Origin of the sequence: Streptomyces hokutonensis, assembly GCF_000376565.1 — a bacterium.
Lineage (GTDB): Bacteria > Actinomycetota > Actinomycetes > Streptomycetales > Streptomycetaceae > Streptomyces > Streptomyces hokutonensis.
In genome coordinates this window covers 1-22,166 of sequence record NZ_BARG01000001.1, presented here as the reverse complement: position 1 = coordinate 22,166, position 22,166 = coordinate 1, and the positions used below count along the sequence as shown (strand labels likewise).

Sequence of the window (22,166 nt, the reverse complement as noted above, 5' to 3'; positions counted from 1 at the left end):
CGGGCTCGGTGAGAACCTGTCAGAACTTGTCGTGTACCAGGGCGTTTACCTGAGGCTCCGGAGACCTACTCTGAAAGTATGGGCGGTCCAGGAGACCCACCCGAGGGGACGCCCGAGGGCGCTCCCGGGGGTGGTGAGGACGAGTACCGATCCGTCGTGTTCGACGAGTCGTTCGTCCGTGCTGCCCGCCTCCAGGAGTTCTCCGCGCGGGAGCGCATGGCCGACCACGCCCCCGCCGTCCGCCGCCGCCCGGCCCTGCGCCGCGGTCTCTCCCGCCAGGCACTGATCCTGGTCATGCTGATCGCCATCGCCTTCGGCACCGCGATCTACATGGGCGTACGGCACCCCTACACGACCCCCACGGCCCAGCAGCCCGCCGAGCCGCTGCGGATGACCGTCATCCCGCTGTCCCCCCAGGGCAGGGTGCCGGGGGCGGCCGACGCCGAGTACCTCTTCGCGCACAGCCCCGCGGCGCAGTTCGACGTGGGCGGCGACGGCATACCGCTGCCGGCCGCGCGGCGCACCGCGCACTTCTCGGACAGCCAGGTCGTGGCCGCCCTGAGCACCGCCAAGGACTTCATCGTGGAGTCCTCGCTCTACCCGGCCGTGCTCACCGGCGGACAGATCCGCCCCGCGCGCGTCCTCGTCGACCCCGACCAGCTCGACCAGTTCGACCAGAGCTTCGAGCACCCGGCCGCCGACGGCCGGCACGAGCCCACCGGATGGCTGGTTCGCTTCGATCCGGCACGCGCCGAACTGGCCGACCGCAAGATCCGCGTCCAGGGCACCCTGCAGGCCACCGAGGTCGACTCGTCCACCCTCGAGGTCACCGCCGACGGAACCTTCGTCTACGCGCTCCGGCCGACCGGCTCCGGCGACAAGGCCCAGGCCTCCCTGTTCACCGTCCGCCGCGAGCTCCAGTTCCGCTTCGACCGCGACGACCTGCGCATGGACCAGGCCCAGATCGTCACTTCCTACGTCCAGGCCGGCCCACTGTCCTGCGCCGAGGACTCCGTCACCTATCTGCGCCCCCTGCTCGCCGGCCAGACCGCCAAGGCGGGCGGCCCGGCCGGCACCGACCCGTTCGCCACGGGCAGCGCCACGGCCCTGTGCGGATCACTGGCGACGGGCGCACAGCCGAAGGTGTGAGAATCCTTCAGCCACGGCTGTGCGCGGCCGTCGTAGGTGTGAGGTCGGTGTGTATCCCCGCCCGGCCGGTCAGTCCTCGTCGCGCGGCGGGGTGTCCGTCGGCGGCTGCTCGGTGCCGTTGGCCGATTCGGTGGGCGGTCCGTCCTGCGGGGTCGAGCCCGCGAAGCCGCCGAAGCCGCGCCGCACCCGGCCGCCCAGGTCGCCCGCGCCGCCGGCGATGTCGCTGACCAGCTTCATCAGCGGGTCCTTGGAGCTCTTGACGTTGCTGGCGTAGCTCGCCGCCGACTCGCGGAACGAGTCCGTGACCGAGGTGTCCTTGTCCTCGCTGCGCCTCGGGTAGTGCCCGTCCATGATCCGCTGGTAGTCGCGGGACTCGGCCCACTTCTTCAGCTCGGCCGCCCGCACCGTGGTGAACGGGTGGGAGCGGGGCAGCACGTTCAGGATCTTCAGGACCGAGTCGCGCAGGTCGCCGCCCGACTCGAACTCCTCGGCCTGCTTGAGGAACGCGTCCACGTTCATCTCGTGCAGGTGGTTGCCGCCCGCGATCTTCATCAGGCCGCGCATCGAGGCCCGCAGGTCCTGGCCGACCAGCAGACCCGCGCGGTCGGCGGACAGCTCCGACTTGCGGAACCACTCGCGCAGCGCCGTCACGATCGCCAGGATCGCGAGGTTGCCCAGCGGGATCCAGGCGACCTTCAGCGCCAGGCTGGTCAGGAACAGCAGGATCGTGCGGTACACGGAGTGGCCGGACAGCGCGTGGCCCACCTCGTGGCCGACGACCGCCCGCATCTCCTCCTCGTCGAGCAGCTCGACCAGGCCGGTGGTGACGACGATGATCGGCTCGTCCAGGCCGATGCACATCGCGTTGGGCTGCGGGTCCTGGGTGACGTACATCGGCGGGACCTTCTCCAGGTCCAGGATGTAACAGGCGTCCCGCAGCATGTCGTTGAGGTGCGCGAACTGCTGGTCCGACACCCGCACCGAGTCGGACAGGAACAGCAGGCGCAGACTGCGCTCGGGCAGCAGCCCGCTGAGCGCCTTGAACACCGTGTCGAACCCGGTCAGCTTGCGCAGCGCCACCAGGGCGGAGCGGTCCGCCGGGTGCTCGTACGCGCGCGAGGAGATCCCCGGGAAGCGCCTGCGCTGCCTGCTCGGCACGTTCTCGTGCGCGTTCTGCTCGTGGCCGTCTTCGGACATGTGGTCCCCCATGTGCGTCTGTGTGCGCTGAGTGCCCCCGAAGCAGAGCCCAGCCTAGGCGGAGATACCGTGGACGGGCAGTACAGCGAAGGAGTCAACGCATGGAGCCCCATTCCGCAGCCGCCTGGCTCGCAGAGGCCGCGAACGCCGCCCCCCAGCACGGATCGGGGGATCTGCTCAGGGTCGTACTGGTCGTGATGTTCCTCGGCTGCATCCTGACCGCGTGGTTCCTGCTGCGCGGATACAAACAGAAGGACGACTGAGACGCCCGTCGAGTTCCCTGCCGACGCCCACCCGGGATCCGAGTCCCGTTCCCAATGGCGGAGTCGGCGTGATCGCCGCCGGGGCGCCCGCTTACCATGGGCCGACATCTTTATCCCGCCCACACCGGATAGGTTCTGCTGAAGATGAGCTTCCACGGCACTGCTGCCCAGTTGGTCACTCTTGCCGCCGAGGGTGAGGGCGGGGGCAACCACGAGAGCCTCCAGCCGATCGTCACCGGTGGCAGCGCTTTCATCATCCTGCTGCTCCTGCTGTGGATCACCACCCGCTTCAACCGCGACCGCTAGGGTCTGTCCCTTCTGTCCACCGGACGGGTCCCGGGGCCTTCACACCGGGCCGGTAGGGTCTGCACGCATGGGAGAGCAGGACATGCCTACCGGTCCGGCGAACGACACGACGCGCGGCACCTCACGCGGCACGGAGAACCGAATGGTCAACGGACCGCGCAACAACGGCCCGTCGAGCCCCGGCAAGCGCCGTCTCGGCGTCATGGGCGGAACGTTCGACCCGATCCACCACGGACACCTCGTGGCGGCCAGTGAGGTCGCCGCGCAGTTCCACCTGGACGAGGTGGTGTTCGTCCCGACCGGCCAGCCCTGGCAGAAGACCGACCGCAAGGTCGCGCTCGCCGAGGACCGCTACCTGATGACGGTCATCGCGACCGCCGAGAACCCCCAGTTCTCGGTGAGCCGTATCGACATCGACCGCGGCGGCCCCACCTACACCACGGACACCCTCCGCGACCTGCGCGCGCTCAACCCCGACGCGGACCTCTTCTTCATCACCGGCGCCGACGCACTCGGCGCGATCCTCACCTGGCGGGACGCGGAGGAGCTGTTCTCCCTCGCGCACTTCATCGGGGTCACCCGCCCCGGCCACACACTGACCGACCCGGGCCTCCCCGAGGGCGGTGTCTCGCTGGTCGAGGTTCCCGCGCTGGCCATCTCCTCCACAGACTGCCGTGCGAGAGTCGCCAAGGGTGATCCGGTCTGGTACCTGGTGCCCGACGGAGTCGTGCGCTATATCGACAAGCGCGAGCTGTACCGCGGCGAGTGAGCCGAGAGGGGCACCGGTGAACGACCGATACGACGCCGGGTACGGCGGCGACCAGTACGAGCTCGTCGGCTACGACGAGTACAACCAGCCTGTCTACCGCCAGATCCAGGCCCAGCAGGCCCAACAGCCCCCGCAGCAACAGCCGTACGACCCGTACGGGCAGCAGCAACAGCAGGGCTACGCCTACGACCCGTACGCGACCGGCACCCAGCAGCAGACGCCCGACTACGACACGGGCGCCCAGCAGGCCTACGACAGCCGGCAGGCGCCCCAGTCCGGCTACGACCCGTACGCCACCGGGACGACGACGGCCTACGACCCCTACGGGCAGACCGCGACCAGTGGACAGCAGCCCCGGGTCGCCGAGCAGACCGCCTACATCCCGCAGCAGGGCGGCCCAGCCGAGGAGACGGAAGCCCCGAAGACCCCTCAGGCGGCTGAACGGGACTACCGCACCGAGCAGTTCGCCTTCGTGGAGGAGCCGACCGACGACTCCGAGGACGTCATCGACTGGCTGAACTTCACCGAGAACCGCACCGAGCGCCGCGAGGAGGCCAAGCGCCGCGCCCGCGGCCGCATGGTCGCCCTCGTCGTGGCCCTGGCCCTGGTCGTGTCCGGCGGGGTCGGCTACCTCTGGTACGCCGGGAAGCTCCCCGGAGTCTCCTCGCCCGCCTCGAAGTCCGGCACCACGACGGCCGCGGGCGCCCAGAACCGCGACGTGATCGTCGTCCACCTGCACAACACCGCGAAGGGCGGCACCTCCTCGGTGCTGCTCGTCGACAACACCACCCTCAAGCAGGGCACCACCGTGCTGCTGCCGAACTCGCTCGCCCTCACGGACGACGACGGCAACACGACGACGCTGGCCAAGTCGGTCGACGACGACGGCACCTCCGGGACCGTCGACCAGCTCAACACGGTCCTCGGCACCGACATCGAGGGCACCTGGCGCCTCGACACCCCCTACCTGCAGAACCTGGTCGACCTCGTCGGCAACATCGACATCGACACCAACGCCGACGTGCCCGACCCGGCCGCCACGAAGAAGGGTGCCGCACCCCTCGTCCACAAGGGCAAGGACCAGACCCTCAGCGGCAAGATGGCCGTCGCCTACGCCACCTACCGTGCCTCCGGCGAGTCCCAGAACACCCAGCTGGAGCGGTTCGGGCAGGTCATGCAGGGTGTGCTGCGCCAGCTGACCTCGGACCCGACGGCGGCGACCACCACCGTGCAGACCCTGGCCCAGATCCTCGACCCGCCCCTCACCGACAAGGACCTCGGCACCTTCCTCGCCAAGCTCGCCGACCTCGCCAAGGGCGGCGCCTACAAGACGGCCCTGCTGCCCGTCCAGAACGACGGCACCCTGACCGCGCAGGCCTCCGCCAGTGTCGTCAAGGACATCCTGGGCGGCACCGCGAAGAGCCCCGACGAGGGTTCGGCGGTCCGGGTCGCGGTCCAGAACGCCACCGGCGTCAAGGACGACACCGAGAAGGCCCGCGTCGTCCTCCTCAACGGCGGCTTCACCTTCCTGGAGGCGGGCACGGCGTCCTCGGCCTCGGCCAAGTCCAAGATCACGTACTCCGACGCGGCCGACAAGGAGAACGCCACCGAGGTCGCCAAGACCCTGGGCCTGCCCACCAGCACCGTGACCAAGGGCACGGTCGCCGCGAACGCGGACGTCTCGGTCGTCCTCGGAGAGGACTACAAGCCGTCGTCGTCCTCATGACGAGGGCGCGGTGGCGAAAAGGCGCAGTGGCTGTGACGGAGAGCATGCCCCGGAGGCCGGAGCCGGTGTCCGGGCCGACGTCCGGGGCGTGATCCGTTATTCACGTGGGGTGCCGTCCGCGGTCCGTGAGACCCTTGAGGTCTGTTGACCGCCGACCGAAAGCCGCGTAGTGACCGCCACTGACCGCTCCATCGAGCTCATCTCCGCCGCCGCCCAGGCGGCCGCCGACAAGCTCGCGCACGACATCATCGCCTACGACGTCAGCGACGTGCTGTCGATCACGGACGCCTTCCTGCTGGCCTCCGCTCCCAACGACCGTCAGGTCAAGTCGATCGTCGACGAGATCGAGGAGCGGCTCAGCAAGGAGCTCGGCGCCAAGCCGGTGCGCCGCGAGGGCGACCGTGACGCCCGCTGGATCCTGCTCGACTACGTCGACATCGTCGTCCACGTCCAGCACAGCGAGGAGCGCGTCTTCTACGCCCTGGAGCGGCTGTGGAAGGACTGCCCCGAGCTGGACCTCCCCGCCGACGCGCAGCAGACCCGCGGCAAGGCCGCCGAGCACGCCAAGCTGCAGGCCGAGGAGGACGCCTCCGAGTTCGGGGAGGTGCGGTGAGCGCCGGCGCGGACGGCCGCAAGGCGGGCCGGGGCCGCCGCGTCATCCTGTGGCGGCACGGCCAGACCGCCTGGAACGTGGAGCGCCGCTTCCAGGGCACCACGGACGTCGAGCTCACCGAGACCGGTGTCGGCCAGGCCCGCAGGGCCGCCCGGCTGCTGGCCTCCCTCAAGCCCGACGCGATCGTCGCCTCCGACCTGAAGCGGGCGGCGAACACGGCCGCCGAGCTGGCCGCCCTCACCGAGCTCGACGTCACCCACGACGAGGGCCTGCGGGAGACCTACGCGGGCGTCTGGCAGGGGCTGACGCACGAGGAGATCATCGCCCGCCACGGCGAGGAGTACGCCGCGTGGAAGCGCGGGGAACCGGTGCGCCGCGGCGGCGGCGAACTGGAGACCGAGGTCGCCGACCGGGCCGCCCCCGTCGTGCTGCGGCACGCCGAGAAGCTGCCCGAGGACGGCACCCTCGTGGTGGTCAGCCACGGCGGCACGATCCGCACCACCATCGGACGGCTCCTCGGTCTGGAGTCCCCGCACTGGGAGAGTCTCGGCGGCCTCTCCAACTGCTGCTGGTCCGTGCTCGGCGAGGGCGCCCGCGGCTGGCGCCTGCTGGAACACAACGCCGGCACGCTCCCGGAACCGGTGCTCGGCGACGACGACTGAGCGGCCCTCCAGGGCCCCGACCCCGGATTTCACTTTCCGGCAGGTCGCAGGCTAAAGTTCTTCTTGTTCGCCCGCCGAGCGGGAAGAACACAAGGGGCTATAGCTCAGTTGGTAGAGCGCCTGCATGGCATGCAGGAGGTCAGGAGTTCAATTCTCCTTAGCTCCACAGTTCGACACTCTTGAGTTGTCAAGGATCGAGAGTCGTCCATGATCGAGTCGATGAGATCCCATCCCTTTCAGGGGTGGGATTTTTTCGTCGCTGTCAGCGTCTCCGTGCGCCGCCGGGTCTCCTCGTCGGCCGGGGTGTAGACGACGATCCGGCATTCCGGCATGCCGTTGACCGACAACGACACCGAGGTCATCCGGATCTCGCCCACCTCCTCGTGCCGGAACGTCTTCACCCGCCGCCCCGGCTCCGCTACGTCCCCGCTTCTCCACAACCGCATGAAGAGCGGGCTCGCCGCCGACAGCCGGCGTATGAACTCCTCCCAGGCGGGCTCCCCGGTATGCAGTCCGTAGGCCGAGCGCAGCATCGCCACCATCACCGGCAGTTCGGTCTCCCGGAACATCAGCGGCGACTCCGCCTCCGGCACCGCGAACAGCCTCCACAGCGCGTTGGGCACCGAGCCGTCCGACGGCGGTTCGATCCCGACCAGGGTCCGGTAGACGGAGTTGGCGGCCAGGATGTCGAACCGTGAGTTGTAGACCACCGCCGGGCGTGGCTCGAGGGCGTCGAGGATGCCCTGGATCTCCGGCCCCACCGCCTGCGCGAGCACTTCAGGAGGATGCGCGTACGGCACCTCGGCCAGGTGGTACAGATGCTCCCGCTCCGGCGCGTCGAGCCGGAGCGTGCGCGCCACGGCGTCCAGGACCTGCGCCGACGCGTTGATCGGACGCCCCTGTTCGAGCCACGTGTACCAGGTGACGCCCACTCCGGAGAGCTGGGCGACCTCCTCGCGGCGCAGCCCCGGCGTACGCCGGCGGAAGCCCGGCGGCATGCCGACGTCGTGCGGTGTCACCCTGGCGCGCCTGCTGCGCAGAAACGCGGCCAGCTCAGGCCGGCGGCGCTGTGTCGTCCCCATCGTCACATCCCCCATACGTCACATCCCCCATGTTCGACGCCCGACCCGGCCCCTGCCAGGTGCTGCCAGTACCAGCATCAGCGGGCTCTCGGCACCCGTACCGGAGCGCCCCCACGCTCGACGGCATGACGACAACACCCTTGACGGGACCGGATTCCGCACCCGTTCCAAGTCCTGCCACCAGTAAAGACCCCGGCACTGACAATCGCCGTGGGCCGATGCTCGCGGTCCTGCTCGCGGCCATGTTCATGGCGCTGCTGGACGTGTTCATCGTGAACGTCGCCGCCCCCACCATCGGCACCGAACTCAACGCGTCCGGCGCCGACTTGCAGCTGGTGATCGCCGGCTACACCATCACGTACTCGGTGCTGCTGATCACCGGCGCCCGGCTCGGCGACCGGCTCGGCCACGCCCGGGTCCACCTCGCCGGGCTCGCGCTCTTCACCGCCGCCTCGCTCGCCTGCGGCCTGGCGCAAGGCTCCACCGAGCTGATCGTGTTCCGGCTGGTCCAGGGCTCCGGCTCGGCGCTGATGATCCCTCAGGTGCTCAGCCTGATCCAGCGCACCTTCACCGGCGAGGCCCGGGTGCGGGCGCTGAGCATGTACTCGGCGGTCGTCGCGGTCGGCGCCGCGGCCGGGCAGATCGTCGGCGGCCTCCTCGTCAGCGCCGACCTCTTCGGCACCGGCTGGCGGCCGGTGTTCCTCGTCAACGTGCCGGTGGGCGTCGTACTTCTGCTCGTCGGCAGGCGCGTGCTGCCGAAGGGCGGGCCGTCGGAGCCCGAGCGGACGCGGGCCCTCGATCTGCCGGGGCTGGTGCTGCTCGCCCTGTCCGTCGCGCTGCTCACGGTGCCGCTGGTGCTCGGGCAGCAGGAGGACTGGCCGCTGTGGTCCTGGCTGTCGCTGGCCGCGGCGGCGGCGCTCTTCGCGTCGTTCTGCGGCTACGAGTCCCGGCTCGCGCGGCGCGGTGGCGCCCCGCTGATCGCACCGCGTGTGCTTCGTCACCCCGGCATGGGGCTGGCCGTCTTCCGGATCCTGGCGGTCATGGCCGTCAACGGCGGTTTCCTGTTCGCGCTCACCCTGCACGTCCAAGGAGGCCTCGGTTTCAGCGCGTTGCGCGCCGGCCTCACCTTCGCGCCGACGGCGGTCGTCTTCGGAGTGGTCGGTCTCACCTGGCGCAGGTGGCCGGCGGCCTGGCAGCGGGCGCTGACCCCGCTCGGGTTCGTGATCACGATCCCGTCCGTCCTGGGAGTCGGCCTGGCGTTCGAAGGCGGCGATCGCGGCGGGGCCGTACTGTACGTGGCGTACGTCGGCGTGGGGGCCGGGCTCGCGCTCGCCTTCGGTCCGACGCTGACCCGGGCCCTGGCCACCGTGCGGCCCGAGGACGCGGCGGACGCCAGCGGTCTGCTCTCCTCGGTCGCGCAGCTGGGTCAGCTGCTCGGGGTCGCGGTTTTCGGCACACTGTTCTTGAACCGGCTTGAGTCACTTGGGGCCCCGGGGGCGTATACCTCTGCGAAGGCGCTTTTGGCGTGCATGTTCGCGCTGGCGGGGACGGCCGCGGTGGGTGCCGTGTCCGGACTGGTACTGAGGCGTCGCTGACCGTATTGGTCCGGCCGTGGCAGAATCAAACGGCCGGAAGGGGGCGCGGCCCGACGGGAGGGAGTAGCGATGCCTGCGAGCATCATCGAGGAGGTCGACCACCTCTTCGATGCGGCGTTGATACGAGATACGATCACCCGCCTGAGCTGCCCTTCCTGCGGTTCCGCCCACGTGGCCCAAGTCCTCGGTGACAACGGCGGAGTTTCCTACGTGTGCACGGCCTGCGGCCACAGCTGGAGCTGATCGATGGGTGCACACAGGCGAAAGTGCGACTGGTGCGGCAGTGGGACGCCGATCGTCCGTGACATGGAACCGGTGAATCCCGACTACCAGTACTGGTGCGAGGAGTGCGCGCGGGCGCTGATCATAAAAGGCGATCCGATCGAGACGTACCGCGAACTCGAGGGCGAGCCGATCTACGGCCGACTCCTCGAAGAGCACTGCACTTTGAAACGGTTCTATTCGTTCGTCACCGCTTGACTCGGGCCGGGACCCCGCGAGGAGGTCCCGGCGATCACGGTCACGGACGGGGCGACGGAAACGATTTGGTGGTGCACCGGGTCGACCGGTAATGTTGGCGTCGCCGCCGGGGAGACCCGGTAGCACACCGCAAGGGGCTATAGCTCAGTTGGTAGAGCGCCTGCATGGCATGCAGGAGGTCAGGAGTTCAATTCTCCTTAGCTCCACAGAAGTCGAAGGCGGGTCATCCCACAGGATGACCCGCCTTCGGTGTGTCCAGGGGGAGTTGACGCAGCTCATGGAGCGGCGGGCCGCCCCTTCTTGAGAAGAGGGCGGCCCGCCGTCCGTGTGCTCAGCGGCCCAGTGCCCGCCGGCCGCGGCCCTGAGAGAGGACCGGCAGGTTGCGCGCGGGCCCCTTGTCCCGTGCCGTCTCCTCCTCCAGGCGCAGGGCCAGCGCCGGGCAGCGGCGCACCGCGCGGAGCGCCTTCGCCTCCGCGTAACGCGGCACCTGGGCCTGCGCGACGGTGGGGAAGCCGTCGGCGCCGAGTTCGAAGACCTCCGGGAGGATGTCCGCGCACAGACCGTGGCCCCGGCACAGCGTCCAGTCGACGTAGATCTTCTGACGGCTGGGGCCGTTGTCCTCGGCCTCCGCACCGCTCGTGATGCCCGCGGGGAGCTGGCCGCCCTCGAAGAGCGGCAGAACGCCCTCCACGGGCCTTCCGCAGCCGTTTCCGAGGACATGGGCGGCGAGGTCGTCCGTGAACGCCTTGATGGTCGATTCCAGGAACATCGCGGAGCCGTCCGGGTGCGAGCACGCGCCGCGCCGCTTCACGGCCTTGGCGACCTGCTTCAGCGCCTCCAGGGCGGCCGGGCCGCCGCCGTTGAGGATGTCCTCCATGCCGCGCGCGGCGGCGGGCAGACCGAGGTAGCAGGGACCGCACTGTCCCGCGCTCTCGTCGGCCAGCCACTGGGCCACCCGAAGCGATTCACCCAGGGGGCAGGTCTCCTGGGTGATCGGCATGATGGCGCCCGCGCCGAGCGCACCGCCCACCGCGTCCAGGGAGTTGCGGGAGACGATCGCCTCGTTGACCGTCGCCGCGTCGATCCACTTGCCGTGGTAACCGCCCGTCAGCACACCCTGGGGGACCGGCGGGGCACCGGCCAGCTGCAGGACGTAGCGCAGCGGCACACCCGTGGGGACCTCGAGCACCATGGGGCGCGCGACCGCCCCGGAGACCGTGAGCATGACGGTGCCGGGCTCGTCGTAGAGGCCGGTGTTGCCGTAGCGCTCGGGGCCGATGCGGGCGGCGATGGCGAGTTGGGCGAAGGTCTCGGCGTTGGAGAGCAGGGTCGGGGCGCCGCCGACGCCGTTCTGGGAGGCGCTGACCTTGCGGCCGGGCGGGATCGCCGGGCCGCCGTCGATCGAGCGGATCAGCGACGCGGCGGCGCCGGTGACCATGCGGACCGGGTTGCGCTGGACGAACGCCTTCAGCGCCGAACGGCGGGTGTTGCTCAGGCCGCGCTCCGAGAGCGCGGCCTCCATGGAGCGCTGCGTCGACTCACGGGTGACCCCCACCACGAGCGTGCGGGCACCCAGGGCCTCGGCGACCAGGAGGGCGCCGTCCAGGATGAGATGCGGGGCACGGTTGATGAGCACCGTGTCCTTGCGGCAGGCGGGTTCGTCCTCACTGCCGTTGACGACGACGACCGGCCGTACACCGCGCTTGATCGCCGCTTCGGCGACCGACCGCAGCTTTTTGTGGAAGGGGAAGCCCGCGCCGCCGCGCCCCTTCAGGTTGATCGCCTCGGAGAGCTTCGCGAGCTGCTCCCCGCCCATGGGTTCGAGCGGCCCGTGCACCTTGAGGTGCATGGGCAGGTCGAGTCTCTCGACAAGGTCGAAGCCCGACGTGAGCTGTGGAAGCCCGACGACGCGGACTTCTGGGACGTCGGGCAGGGCCTCGTTCACCTATAGCCTCCGGAAGGCGTGTTCCAAGGTTCGCCCGAGCCGCCCTGCGCGTCGAAGTCGTACGACGCGTTGGGCGTTTGATCAGTGGCGGGACCGCTGTTGTACGTGTCACCAGAGTTGTACGTACCGGAAGCCCCATTCGACTCACCGGTGGGGTACACGTATCCGTCGCCGTACCCGCCCGCGCCCGAATTGTTGTTGTACGTCGGGATGTTGTACCCGGTGTCCTGGAGCGGGTCGTAGGCCGACGGGGGCGCCTCGCCGACCGGCGGCGGTGACGGGACCGGCCAGCTGCCCGAGGTGCTGCCGCCGTTGTCCGCGCGGGGGACCGCCTGCGTGTTCTGCATGTCCATCGGCACGTTCGTGCGGGAGGTCTGGTCGGTGATGTACGGCATCTGGCCGGTGGACTCCGGTGTGGCGGTGCGGTAGGCGGCCGCGAAGCCGTTCGTGTCGGCGACCGGGGTCATGGACCTCGTCTCGTACTGAGCGGCGGCCGGGTCCACACGCGGCATCGAGCCGGTCTCGGTGAACGAGGGCTGCTGCGCGGCGCGTCGGCCCTCGGCCGGACGGCGGCTCTCGTAGCCCGGCAGCGCGGACTCGGCCACGCGGCCCCGGCTCGCGTCGAGTTCGTCGAGACCCGGCCGCTCCTCGTTGCCCAGGAGCATGGCGATCTTGTCGGCGAACTTCCGCTTGAACGGGCGGGGCGCCGAGCGCAGGGCGAGGGCCGCGGCGACCCCGACCAGGCACAGCTCGTACGAGATCATGAAGAACGGCTTCGCCGCGCGGCCCGCGAACAGGCCGTGGACCAGCGCCGCGCACCAGGCCGGGTAGGCCAGCATGTGCATCGCGCGCCAGCGGGCGGCCACCGGCGCCGGGGACGCGAACTGGTTGCGCAGGGCTCCGGTGATGCCCACGAAGATCATCAGCAGGCCGGCCAGGGAGCCGAGGCCGATGAGCCCGGCGCTGCCCCTCACGCCGAGGCTGAACGGGATCAGCGCGGCGATCAGGACGGTGTGGTCGAGCGCCAGCTTGACCGTGATGTGAATCACGAGGAACGCGATCGAACCGACGGCGGTCACCCGGTGGATGCCCTGGGCCACGATCCGCTGGCGGATGTTGAGGACGACCCGGTCCTGGGCGACGAGGCCCCAGATGACCGAGCAGGTGAGCGACACGAGCGAGAGAACGCCCGCGCCGAAGTTGAGGAAGTCCTGTACCTGGCTGCCTCCGAGCAGCACGAACACGGGTATGAAGAGCAGGACGACGAGGCTCACCACGCCATAGGCCGAACGGCCCGGCTTGGGGAGCGAACTGGTACTACGACGAGTGTTCATGGGGGCAACTCCGAGCAGTATCGGGAAAGCGGTCCCGCTGCCGAACTCTAAGTGGCTCCATACCGGTGGGTACGAGGTTTGAGTTATTGCGTTGTTATCAAACGACAATGCGCTTGCTGTGATGTCCCGTAGTGGGTGGTACGCGAAGGTAGTCCTTGAACTTGGTTCAGTGCATGCCGGTGCGGTCAGGGTGCCAAGGGTGATACGGAAGCGCGTCGCGTTGTGCTCAAGCGCTGCGGTACCCTCATGCCATGCGTGCCGTACGCCTTCTGCTTAGCGAGCCGCGCTGATCAGTCCCGACCACCGGTGAACGGTGAGGTCGGAATCGGCGCGGCGTCCCCTCCTGTGCGAGGGGATTTTTCGTTTCTTGAATGTCGCAGCCGCTGGCAGAGACGATCGATGGAGCTTTGAGGATCATGAGCGAGACGAACCCCGCTGCCGCCGCCGAGGTGGTCGCGCCGCACCGCTACACGGCCGCCATGGCCGCGGACATCGAGGCACGCTGGCAGGACTTCTGGGACGCCGAGGGCACCTACGAGGCCCCGAACCCGAGCGGTGACCTGGCCGGCGACCCCGAACTGGCCGCGCGCCCCAAGAAGTTCATCATGGACATGTTCCCGTACCCCTCCGGTGCGGGCCTGCACGTCGGCCACCCCCTGGGCTACATCGCCACCGATGTCTTCGCCCGGTTCCAGCGGATGACCGGGCACAACGTGCTGCACACCCTGGGCTTCGACGCCTTCGGCCTGCCCGCCGAGCAGTACGCCGTGCAGACCGGCACGCACCCGCGCGTGTCCACCGAGGCCAACATCGAGAACATGAAGGTCCAGCTGCGCGCCCTGGGCCTGGGCCACGACAAGCGCCGGTCGTTCGCCACGATCGACCCGGAGTACTACAAGTGGACCCAGTGGATCTTCCTGCAGATCTTCAACTCCTGGTACGACGACGAGGCCGACAAGGCCCGCCCGATCGCCGAGCTGATCGCCCAGTTCGAGACCGGTGAGCGTGCCGTACCGGGCCACACGCGCGCGTGGCCGGAGCTGACCGCCACCGAACGCGCCGACGTCCTGAGCGAGTTCCGCCTGGCCTACGCCTCCGACGCGCCCGTCAACTGGTGCCCCGGCCTGGGCACGGTCCTGGCCAACGAGGAGGTCACCGCCGACGGCCGCTCCGAGCGCGGCAACTTCCCCGTCTTCAAGGCCAAGCTGCGCCAGTGGAACATGCGCATCACCGCCTACGCCGACCGGCTGCTGTCCGACCTGGAGGAGCTGGACTGGCCCGAGGCCATCAAGCTGCAGCAGCGCAACTGGATCGGCCGCTCCGAGGGCGCCCGCGTCGACTTCCCCGTCGACGGCGAGAACATCACCGTCTTCACCACCCGCCCCGACACCCTGTTCGGCGCGACCTACATGGTGCTGGCGCCCGAACACCCGCTGGTCGACAAGTTCACCCCCGCCACCTGGCCCGAGGGCACCCACGACGTGTGGACCGGCTCGCACGCCACCCCGGGGGAGGCCGTCGCCGCCTACCGCGCGCAGGCCGGCACCAAGTCCGACGTGGAGCGGCAGGCCGAGGCCAAGGACAAGACCGGTGTCTTCACCGGCGCGTTCGCCACCAACCCGGTCAACGGCGACCGCATCCCCGTCTTCATCGCCGACTACGTACTGATGGGCTACGGCACCGGCGCGATCATGGCCGTCCCCGCGGGCGACCAGCGCGACTTCGACTTCGCGCGCGCCTTCGAGCTGCCGATCACCTGCATCGTCGAGCCCACCGACGGCCGCGGCACCGACACGTCCACCTGGGAGAACGCCTTCGGGTCCTACGACGCGAAGATCATCAACTCCTCGAACGAGGACATCTCCCTGGACGGCCTGCCCGTCGCCGAGGCCAAGGCCCGCATCACCGAGTGGCTGGCCCGCAAGGGCATCGGCGAAGGCACCGTCAACTTCCGCCTGCGCGACTGGCTGTTCAGCCGCCAGCGCTACTGGGGCGAGCCCTTCCCGATCGTCTACGACGAGGACGGCGTCGCGCACTCGCTGCCCGAGTCGATGCTGCCCCTGGAGCTGCCGGAGGTCGAGGACTACTCGCCGCGCACCTTCGACCCGGACGACGCCAACACGTCCCCGGAGACGCCCCTGTCCCGCAACGAGGACTGGGTGAACGTCACCCTGGACCTGGGCGACGGACGCGGCCCCCGGAAGTACCGCCGCGAGACCAACACCATGCCCAACTGGGCCGGTTCCTGCTGGTACGAACTGCGCTACCTGGACCCGCACAACGACCAGAAGCTGGTCGACCCGGCCATCGAGCAGTACTGGATGGGCCCCCGCGCGGGCATGCCGCACGGCGGCGTCGACCTGTACGTCGGCGGCGCCGAACACGCCGTACTGCACCTGCTGTACGCGCGGTTCTGGTCCAAGGTGCTGTTCGACCTGGGGCACATCTCGTCCCCGGAGCCGTTCCACAAACTGTTCAACCAGGGCATGATCCAGGCCTACGTCTACCGGGACAGCCGAGGCTTCCCCGTGCCGGCCGCCGAGGTCGAGGAACTGGGCGGCGAGTACTACTACCAGGGCGAGAAGGTCTCCCGGCTGCTGGGCAAGATGGGCAAGTCCCTGAAGAACGCGGTCACTCCGGACGAGATCTGCGAGGAGTACGGCGCCGACACCCTGCGCCTGTACGAGATGGCCATGGGCCCCTTGGACGTGTCCCGGCCGTGGGACACGCGCGCGGTGGTGGGCCAGTACCGGCTGCTGCAGCGGCTGTGGCGCAACGTCGTCGACGAGACGACCGGCGAGGTCACGGTCGTCGACACCGAGCCCGACGAGGAGACGCTGCGTGCCCTGCACAAGGCGATCGACGGGGTGCGCCAGGACCTGGAGGGTCTGCGGTTCAACACGGCGATCGCCAAGGTCACCGAGCTGAACAACTTCCTGACCAAGGCGGGCGGCGCGGTGCCGCGTTCCGTCGCCGAGTCCCTGGTCCTGCTGATCGCGCCGCTGGCCCCGCACGTCGCCGAGGAACTGTGGCGCAAGCTGGGCCGCACCGACACGGTGGTCCACCAGGACTTCCCCGTGGCCGACCCGGCGTACGTCGTCGACGAGAGCGTGACCTGCGTCGTGCAGATCAAGGGCAAGGTCAAGGCACGCCTGGAGGTCCCGCCGACGATCTCCGACGCCGAGCTGGAGAAGGTCGCGCTGGCCGACGAGAAGGTCGTCGCCGCGCTGGACGGCGCGGGCATCCGCAAGGTCATCGTGCGGGCGCCGAAGCTGGTCAACATCGTTCCGGCGTAGTTCTGCACAGCGCTGGGGCCGTCCGGGGGCGGCGCCTCGGGGTAGTCCCCTACGGGCAGGTTCGGGGTTCTTCTGGAACTCCGGACCTGCCCGTTGCGTTTACCGTTGAAGAGCGGCGCGGCGTGTGCCGCCCGGAGCCGGTGGAGGAGCGTTGGAAGCCGTGATCGCAGTCTTCGCCCTTCTCTTCCTGCTGTTCGTCGTCGCGGGCGGCTATGCGGCGGTCAAGGCGGTGGGCGCGGCCAAGCGAGGCGTCGACCGTACGGTCGCGCAGGCCCGGCGCTCGGTCGAGGACCACACCCTGCGCGCCAAGTCCCTTGCCCAGCCCGGCCCCCAGGGACAGGTGGCCCAACTGCGGCTCGCGCTGCGCACATCGATGCGCGCGACCCAGGACGCGCTGCACGCGGGCGTGACCGAGGACGAGTCCCTGAAGGAATCCCTCGGCCTCTTCCAACGGCTCAGCGCACACGGCCGCGAACTCGACGGCGAACTCAAACGCCTGGAGTCCGAGCCGGACCGCAGAACGCTCGCCGAGCGGCTGCCCGCCCTGCGCGAGCGCACCGAGCGCATCACGAAATCGGCCGACTCCCTGCGCTGGGCCGCCCGCGACCGCGCCGGCCGCTTCGCGGAGGACGACCTCGACGCACTGAGCGCCCAGATAGACGTGGAGGCAGGAGCCCTGCGGCACTGGACGAAGTCGGAGCACGCGCCACCCCCGTGGCCCGACGCCCCGGCCGCCGACGCCACCACGGCCCACCAGACCTGGCCCGAGACCCCGCGCTCCCGCCCCGCCGCCGACGAGCCCACCCCCTCCGCCATCACCCCGCCGACACGGCGTACCGGCTACCCCTGGCAGAAGAAACCCCGCCCCGAGAGCACGACTTGACCGGGCGGTACCGTCCGAGCGTGCGGCACGGTGTGATCCGGCCGGTTCCGGCCCAGGTGAAAGGGGTCGGGCTGCCGCCCGGCCGCTACGGCAGGTAACCTCCAGCTCATGTCCCGCCATGTCGCGATCGTCACCGATTCAACGGCCTACCTGCCGCCGCTGACGATGGAGCGCCACGGCATCACAGCGGTGCCGCTGACCGTGGTCCTCGGCGACCGGGCATTCGAAGAGGGCACCGAGATCTCCACCCGCTCCCTGGCCCTGGCCCTCCAGAAGCGACGCCCGGTCACCACCTCGCGGCCCAGCCCCCAGCTCTTCGCCGAGACCTACCGCAGGGTCGCCGAGTCCGGCGCCACCGGCATCGTCTCCCTCCACCTCTCCGCCGAACTCTCGGGCACCTACGACGCGGCGGTCCTCGCCGCCCGCGAGGCACCGGTACCCGTGCGGGTCGTGGACACCGGCATGATCGCGATGGCACTCGGCTTCTGCGCACTCGCCGCGGCCGAGACCGCGGAGGCGGGCGGCACGATCGACGAGGCGGTCACGGCCGCCGAGAAACGGGCCGCGGGCACCTCCGCCTACTTCTACGTCGACACCCTCGACTATCTGCGCCGGGGCGGCCGCATCGGCGCGGCCCAGGCCCTGCTGGGCTCCGCGCTCGCCGTGAAACCGCTGCTCCAGCTGGAGGGCGGGCGCATCGAACCCCTGGAGAAGGTCCGGACGGCATCGAAGGCGATCGCCCGCCTCGAGGAGATCGTGGCCGAGCGGGCGGGCAGCGCGCAGGTCGACATCGCCGTCCACCATCTCTCCGCACCCGAGCGCGCGGAGGCCCTCGCGGAGCGGCTCCGGGTACGGGTGCCGGGGCTGGCCGATCTGCATGTGAGCGAGGTCGGGGCGGTGATCGGGGCGCATACCGGGCCCGGGTTGTTGGGGGCTGTGGTTTCGCCGCGGTGACGGTTGCCGTCCGTGGCGTGCGGGATGTTCGTCGGGGCCGGTGATCGGCGGGGCTGGTAACTCGTGCGGGTGACGGAGTTATCCACAACTGGGCTGCCGTCCCCGGGAATTGACCAAGATCATCGCGAAGTGGCGAGATGCCCGATCCTCGGCGCATGGCACTTCGATCACGCTCACACACAGCCACCGCGACCAGCGGCCCGGGCCGCGCCCCGTCCTCGGACGGTCGCACCCGCCATCGCCGCGCGCCGACCCGAGGCCGGGCACACCGCCAGGCCTCGGCGGACGAACTCCGGCGACGCGCGGAACTCCTCTTCGCCGAACGAGTAGGGGAACGGCGGGAGTTGGGGAACGGGCCGCCGGGGGAGGAGCGGGGGGATCCGGCGCCGGGGGAGTGGGTGGCGGCCCGGGCGCCGGTTCGGATGGGTGTGCCGGTGGGTGTTGGGCCGGGAGCTGACGTCCTGTACGGCGGAGGGGGCGAGGAGCCCTCTGCGGGGCCCGCAAGGGGCGGAGACGTCGGAGACTTCGACGGTGTTGGGGAGGCCGGTGTCGCGGAGGCCTATGTCGGGGACGACCGCGCGGTAGGGGCCTGGCGCGAGCGGGCCGGGGCGGCTCTGCGGGAGCGGATGCCGGTGTGGGTGCAGACGCGGTGCGGGCTGGAGCGGCGGAGCGTGGTGGCGCTCGGTGTGCTGTTCGTGGTGGCCGCGGTCTTCGCCGTACAGCACTTCTGGGTGGGCCGGACCCAGCCCGTACGGGCCCCGGAGGTGGTACGGGCAGTGGCTCCTTACGGGACAGGGGGCGATGAAGGGAGCAGCACGACGGGCAAAGGGGCCGAGTCGTCGCCAGCCTCGGCCGGAGCGCGGGGCGTATCGAGTGCGGCGGGCGCCACCGGCGCCGAGATCGTCGTGGACGTCAGCGGCAAGGTCCGTAAACCCGGAGTTCATCGGCTCCCGGCCGGTTCGCGGGTGACGGATGCGCTGCGGGAAGCGGGTGGGGTGCGTTCGGGCACGAACACCGAGGGGCTCAACCTCGCTCGGTTCCTTGTGGACGGGGAGCAGATCGTCGTCGGGGGGCCGGCGCCCGCCGCCGTGTCTGGTGCGGGCGGTGCGGCGGGTTCGACAGGCACCGGTGTGGGGGCCGGTCCAGGTGCTCCGGTCTCCCTCAACACGGGCACTGCCGAACAGCTCAACACCCTGCCGGGGGTGGGCCCCGTGCTGGCCCAGCACATCATCGACTACCGCACCCAGCACGGCGGTTTCCGCTCGGTGGACGAACTGCGCCAGGTCAACGGCATCGGAGACCGCCGCTTCGCCGATCTGCGAGACCTGGTGCGGCCATGACCCACCTCCACGACGACTCGTCCCGCCGCGCCGTGCACGCCTCCTCCGGGAACCGGCGGGGCGCCGCGCACCCCCACCAGGAAGGCCCGACAGACCTACGGCTCGTACCGCCCGTGCTCGCCGCCTGGGCGACAGCCGCGCTGGCGCTGGACGCGTCACCGGCCTGGGTCACCGGTGTCGCGGTCACCGCACTGGTGGCTGGGCTCGCGCTTCTGCTGGCGCGACGGCGGGGCGGGGCGGTCGGCAGCCGCGCCTTCTCCTCCTGGCCCCGTGCCTCGATCGCCGCCCTGCTCCTCTCCATCGCGGCAGCCGCCGCCTCCGCCGGATTGCACGGGGCGGATCTGCGCCGCGGGCCGGTGCCCGAGCTGGCGGGGCAGTACGCGTCCGTGACCGCGGAGGTGGAGGTCGGTTCCGATCCACGGTTGACCCGGCCCCGGATCAGCGGGGATCACGCGGCTCCGGTCTCCGTGCTGATCGAGGCCGAGGTGCGGAGGGTGGAGCAGACGGACGGGACGGTCGTGGAGACACGGGCGCCGGTGCTGTTGATCGTCGATCCGGGCTCATCCGCTGGGGGCGCCAAGAGTGTTGAGGGCGCCGTCGGCCCGGAGCATTCGCCCTGGCTGGGGCTGCTGCCGTCCACGCGGCTACGGGTGACCGCGCGGCTGGCGCCCCCTCTGACCAGCGGGGACCGGGTCGCGGCCGTGCTGCGGGTGCGGAACCAACCGGTCCCGGAGGTGGTGGGGAAGCCGTCCGGAGCTCAGCGTTTCGCCGGGCGGTTGCGGGCCGGGCTGCGTGAGGCCACCGACGGGTTGCCGGCGGACGCGCGGGCGCTGCTGCCGGGGCTGGTCGTCGGTGACACCGCGCGCATCACACCGGAGTTGGACGAGGCCTTCAAGGAGACGGACCTCGCGCACACCCTCGCCGTCTCCGGAAGCAACCTGACCATCCTGCTCGCCCTCCTCATCGGACCGCCCGGCCTCGCCCAGCGCGTGGAACGCCGAGGTCTCGCACCGCGCCTGGGGATCTCACTCCGGGCGACCGCGTTGCTCGGCGGAGTACTCACCCTCGGGTTCGTCGTCGTGTGCCGGCCCGACCCGAGCGTGCTGCGGGCCGCGGCCTGCGGTGCCGTCGCACTGCTCGCCCTGGCGACCGGACGCCGTAGATCACTGATCCCGGCACTGGCGACGGCCGTACTGCTCCTGGTGCTGTACGACCCGTGGCTGGCCCGCAGTTACGGCTTCCTGCTCTCCGTGCTGGCCACCGGAGCCCTGCTCACGCTCGCGCCACGCTGGTGCGAGACGCTGCGGCGGCACCGGGTTCCGCCGCGGCTGGCCGAGGCGGTGGCCGCCGCTGCCGCAGCGCAGGCGCTGTGCGCGCCGGTCGTGGCCGTGCTGTCGGCGCGGGTCAGTCTGGTCGCGGTGCCGTGCAACCTGCTCGCGGAGCTCGCCGTCGCACCGGCCACGGTGCTGGGCTTCGCGGCACTGGCGACGGCACCGGTGCTCATGCCGGTGGCCAAGGTCCTTGCGTGGGGCGCGAGTTGGCCCGCCGGGTGGATCGCGGACGTGGCCAGGACCGGCGCTGCGCTGCCCGGAGGGGGAGTGGACTGGCCGGGCAGTTGGACGGGGGCGCTGCTGCTCGCCGTGGCCGTCGCGGTCCTCGTGCTGGTCGGCCGACGGCTGCTGAGACATCCGTGGCTGTGCGGTCTCTGCGGGTTGCTGCTCCTGCTGGTCGTCGTCGAGCCGGCGCCGCTCACCCGGGTGATCACGGGATGGCCGCCGCCGGACTGGAGGTTCGCGATGTGCGACGTCGGACAGGGCGACGCGACGGTGCTCGCGGCGGGCAAGGGCACCGGCGTGGTCGTGGACGCCGGACCCGATCCGAAGCTGGTCGACCAGTGTCTGCGTACGCTCGGCATCACCAGGATTCCGCTGGTCGTCCTGACCCACTTCCACGCCGACCACGTCGCCGGACTGCCCGGGGTGCTGCGGGGCCGCTCGGTGGGCGCGATCGAGACGACGTCCTTCGAAGAGCCCGCGGACCAGGCCGAGTTCGTACGGAGAGCGGCAGCGGAACGGCATATCCCGATCACCCGGGCCGCCGCCGGGGAACAGCGACGCGCCGGTCCGCTCTCCTGGCAGGTGCTGTGGCCGCCACCGGAACCGGCACCTGACCAGGACGGCCCGAACGACGCGAGTGTCACGCTGCTCGTCCGGACGGCCGGGCTGCGGCTACTGCTGCTCGGGGACCTCGAACCCCCGGCCCAGCAGGAGCTGTTGAGATCACCGGCGGCGGCACTGCTGGGAGGCGTGGACGTCCTCAAGGTCGCCCACCACGGTTCGGCCTACCAGGACCCGGACCTGATGCGCAGGGTTGCCCCACGGCTCGCGCTGATCTCCTGCGGTGCGGACAACCCCTACGGACACCCGGCCCCCAGTACGGTCGCGGCGCTCCGAGCGATGGGCGCGGTGGTACTGCGGACGGACCTGGACGGAGCGCTGGCGGTGGGAGGCGAGGGAGCCGGGCTCCGGGTGACACGGGACTGAGGGAGGCGGGGTGGAGGGGGTGGGGCGGG

General features: G+C 70.6%; 19 protein-coding genes and 2 tRNA genes. 17 read left to right on the top strand and 4 right to left on the bottom strand.

What is annotated here, in order from left to right:
* The first annotated feature begins 78 nt into the window (after positions 1-78).
* Positions 79-1,149 (top strand): SCO2583 family membrane protein, encoded by a 1,071-nt coding sequence (locus tag SSP08S_RS00105; RefSeq protein WP_026178051.1) that lies wholly within the window; start codon positions 79-81, stop codon positions 1,147-1,149.
* 69 nt (positions 1,150-1,218) lie between these two features.
* On the opposite strand, the gene SSP08S_RS00100 is transcribed toward SSP08S_RS00105, so the two are convergent.
* The gene (locus SSP08S_RS00100) at positions 1,219-2,346 is read right to left on the bottom strand and encodes a M48 family metallopeptidase (protein WP_019065532.1); all 1,128 of its coding nucleotides are present in this window, start codon (positions 2,344-2,346) and stop codon (positions 1,219-1,221) included.
* Positions 2,347-2,447: 101 nt separating this feature from the next.
* Here SSP08S_RS00100 and SSP08S_RS62445 point away from each other — a divergent pair, with 101 nt between their 5' ends.
* The 7 genes from SSP08S_RS62445 (at position 2,448) to SSP08S_RS00065 (ending at position 6,851) form a co-directional block, all read left to right on the top strand.
* On the top strand, positions 2,448-2,609 hold the full coding sequence (locus tag SSP08S_RS62445; protein WP_019065531.1) for a hypothetical protein: 162 nt from the start codon (positions 2,448-2,450) through the stop codon (positions 2,607-2,609).
* A gap of 144 nt (positions 2,610-2,753) precedes the next feature.
* Positions 2,754-2,915 carry a hypothetical protein gene (locus SSP08S_RS62440; RefSeq protein ID WP_019065530.1) on the top strand — a complete coding sequence of 54 codons (162 nt, stop codon included), beginning with the start codon at positions 2,754-2,756 and terminating at the stop codon, positions 2,913-2,915.
* Between the two features lie 67 nt (positions 2,916-2,982).
* On the top strand, positions 2,983-3,684 hold the full coding sequence (gene nadD / locus SSP08S_RS00085; RefSeq protein WP_078532287.1) for a nicotinate-nucleotide adenylyltransferase: 702 nt from the start codon (positions 2,983-2,985) through the stop codon (positions 3,682-3,684).
* Positions 3,685-3,700: 16 nt separating this feature from the next.
* Positions 3,701-5,410 carry an LCP family protein gene (locus tag SSP08S_RS00080; protein WP_019065528.1) on the top strand — a complete coding sequence of 570 codons (1,710 nt, stop codon included), beginning with the start codon at positions 3,701-3,703 and terminating at the stop codon, positions 5,408-5,410.
* A gap of 169 nt (positions 5,411-5,579) precedes the next feature.
* The gene (gene rsfS, locus SSP08S_RS00075; protein ID WP_019065527.1) at positions 5,580-6,023 is read left to right on the top strand and encodes a ribosome silencing factor; all 444 of its coding nucleotides are present in this window, start codon (positions 5,580-5,582) and stop codon (positions 6,021-6,023) included.
* Entirely contained in the window at positions 6,020-6,685 is a 666-nt protein-coding gene (locus SSP08S_RS00070) for a histidine phosphatase family protein (protein WP_019065526.1), read from the top strand. The genes rsfS and SSP08S_RS00070 overlap by 4 nt, the downstream gene beginning before the upstream one ends.
* A 93-nt stretch (positions 6,686-6,778) precedes the next feature.
* Positions 6,779-6,851: transfer RNA gene (locus SSP08S_RS00065), tRNA-Ala, on the top strand.
* Positions 6,852-6,921: 70 nt separating this feature from the next.
* Here the strand turns inward: SSP08S_RS00065 and SSP08S_RS00060 are convergent.
* Positions 6,922-7,767 (bottom strand): helix-turn-helix transcriptional regulator, encoded by an 846-nt coding sequence (locus SSP08S_RS00060; protein ID WP_026178050.1) that lies wholly within the window; start codon positions 7,765-7,767, stop codon positions 6,922-6,924.
* A gap of 218 nt (positions 7,768-7,985) precedes the next feature.
* Here SSP08S_RS00060 and SSP08S_RS00055 point away from each other — a divergent pair, with 218 nt between their 5' ends.
* From SSP08S_RS00055 to SSP08S_RS00040, 4 genes are all read left to right on the top strand, one after another.
* Complete coding sequence (locus SSP08S_RS00055) at positions 7,986-9,362, top strand: MFS transporter (protein WP_019065524.1); 1,377 nt, start codon at positions 7,986-7,988, stop codon at positions 9,360-9,362.
* A gap of 69 nt (positions 9,363-9,431) precedes the next feature.
* Positions 9,432-9,605, top strand: a complete 174-nt coding sequence (locus SSP08S_RS62435; RefSeq protein ID WP_019063265.1) for a hypothetical protein — start codon at positions 9,432-9,434, stop codon at positions 9,603-9,605.
* Positions 9,606-9,608: 3 nt separating this feature from the next.
* Positions 9,609-9,842 carry a hypothetical protein gene (locus tag SSP08S_RS00045; protein WP_003976229.1) on the top strand — a complete coding sequence of 78 codons (234 nt, stop codon included), beginning with the start codon at positions 9,609-9,611 and terminating at the stop codon, positions 9,840-9,842.
* A 133-nt stretch (positions 9,843-9,975) separates the two neighbouring features.
* Positions 9,976-10,048: transfer RNA gene (locus tag SSP08S_RS00040), tRNA-Ala, on the top strand.
* 125 nt (positions 10,049-10,173) lie between these two features.
* Here the strand turns inward: SSP08S_RS00040 and SSP08S_RS00035 are convergent.
* On the bottom strand, positions 10,174-11,787 hold the full coding sequence (locus tag SSP08S_RS00035) for an NADH-quinone oxidoreductase subunit NuoF family protein (protein WP_019065523.1): 1,614 nt from the start codon (positions 11,785-11,787) through the stop codon (positions 10,174-10,176).
* On the bottom strand, positions 11,784-13,121 hold the full coding sequence (locus SSP08S_RS00030) for a ferric reductase-like transmembrane domain-containing protein (protein WP_174479357.1): 1,338 nt from the start codon (positions 13,119-13,121) through the stop codon (positions 11,784-11,786). The genes SSP08S_RS00035 and SSP08S_RS00030 overlap by 4 nt, the downstream gene beginning before the upstream one ends.
* Positions 13,122-13,537: 416 nt before the next feature.
* Between SSP08S_RS00030 and leuS the strand changes: the two genes are divergently transcribed.
* The 5 genes from leuS (at position 13,538) to SSP08S_RS00005 (ending at position 22,137) form a co-directional block, all read left to right on the top strand.
* Positions 13,538-16,417, top strand: coding sequence for a leucine--tRNA ligase (gene leuS, locus SSP08S_RS00025; RefSeq protein ID WP_019065521.1), 2,880 nt, complete (start codon positions 13,538-13,540; stop codon positions 16,415-16,417).
* 151 nt (positions 16,418-16,568) lie between these two features.
* Entirely contained in the window at positions 16,569-17,300 is a 732-nt protein-coding gene (locus SSP08S_RS00020) for a hypothetical protein (RefSeq protein WP_026178048.1), read from the top strand.
* 108 nt (positions 17,301-17,408) lie between these two features.
* Positions 17,409-18,254: a DegV family protein gene (locus SSP08S_RS00015; RefSeq protein ID WP_019065519.1), complete on the top strand. Its 846-nt coding sequence runs from the start codon at positions 17,409-17,411 to the stop codon at positions 18,252-18,254.
* Positions 18,255-18,409: 155 nt separating this feature from the next.
* Positions 18,410-19,594 (top strand): ComEA family DNA-binding protein, encoded by a 1,185-nt coding sequence (locus tag SSP08S_RS58885; RefSeq protein WP_078532292.1) that lies wholly within the window; start codon positions 18,410-18,412, stop codon positions 19,592-19,594.
* Positions 19,591-22,137, top strand: coding sequence for a ComEC/Rec2 family competence protein (locus tag SSP08S_RS00005; RefSeq protein ID WP_019065517.1), 2,547 nt, complete (start codon positions 19,591-19,593; stop codon positions 22,135-22,137). The genes SSP08S_RS58885 and SSP08S_RS00005 overlap by 4 nt, the downstream gene beginning before the upstream one ends.
* Positions 22,138-22,166: the final 29 nt, after the last annotated feature.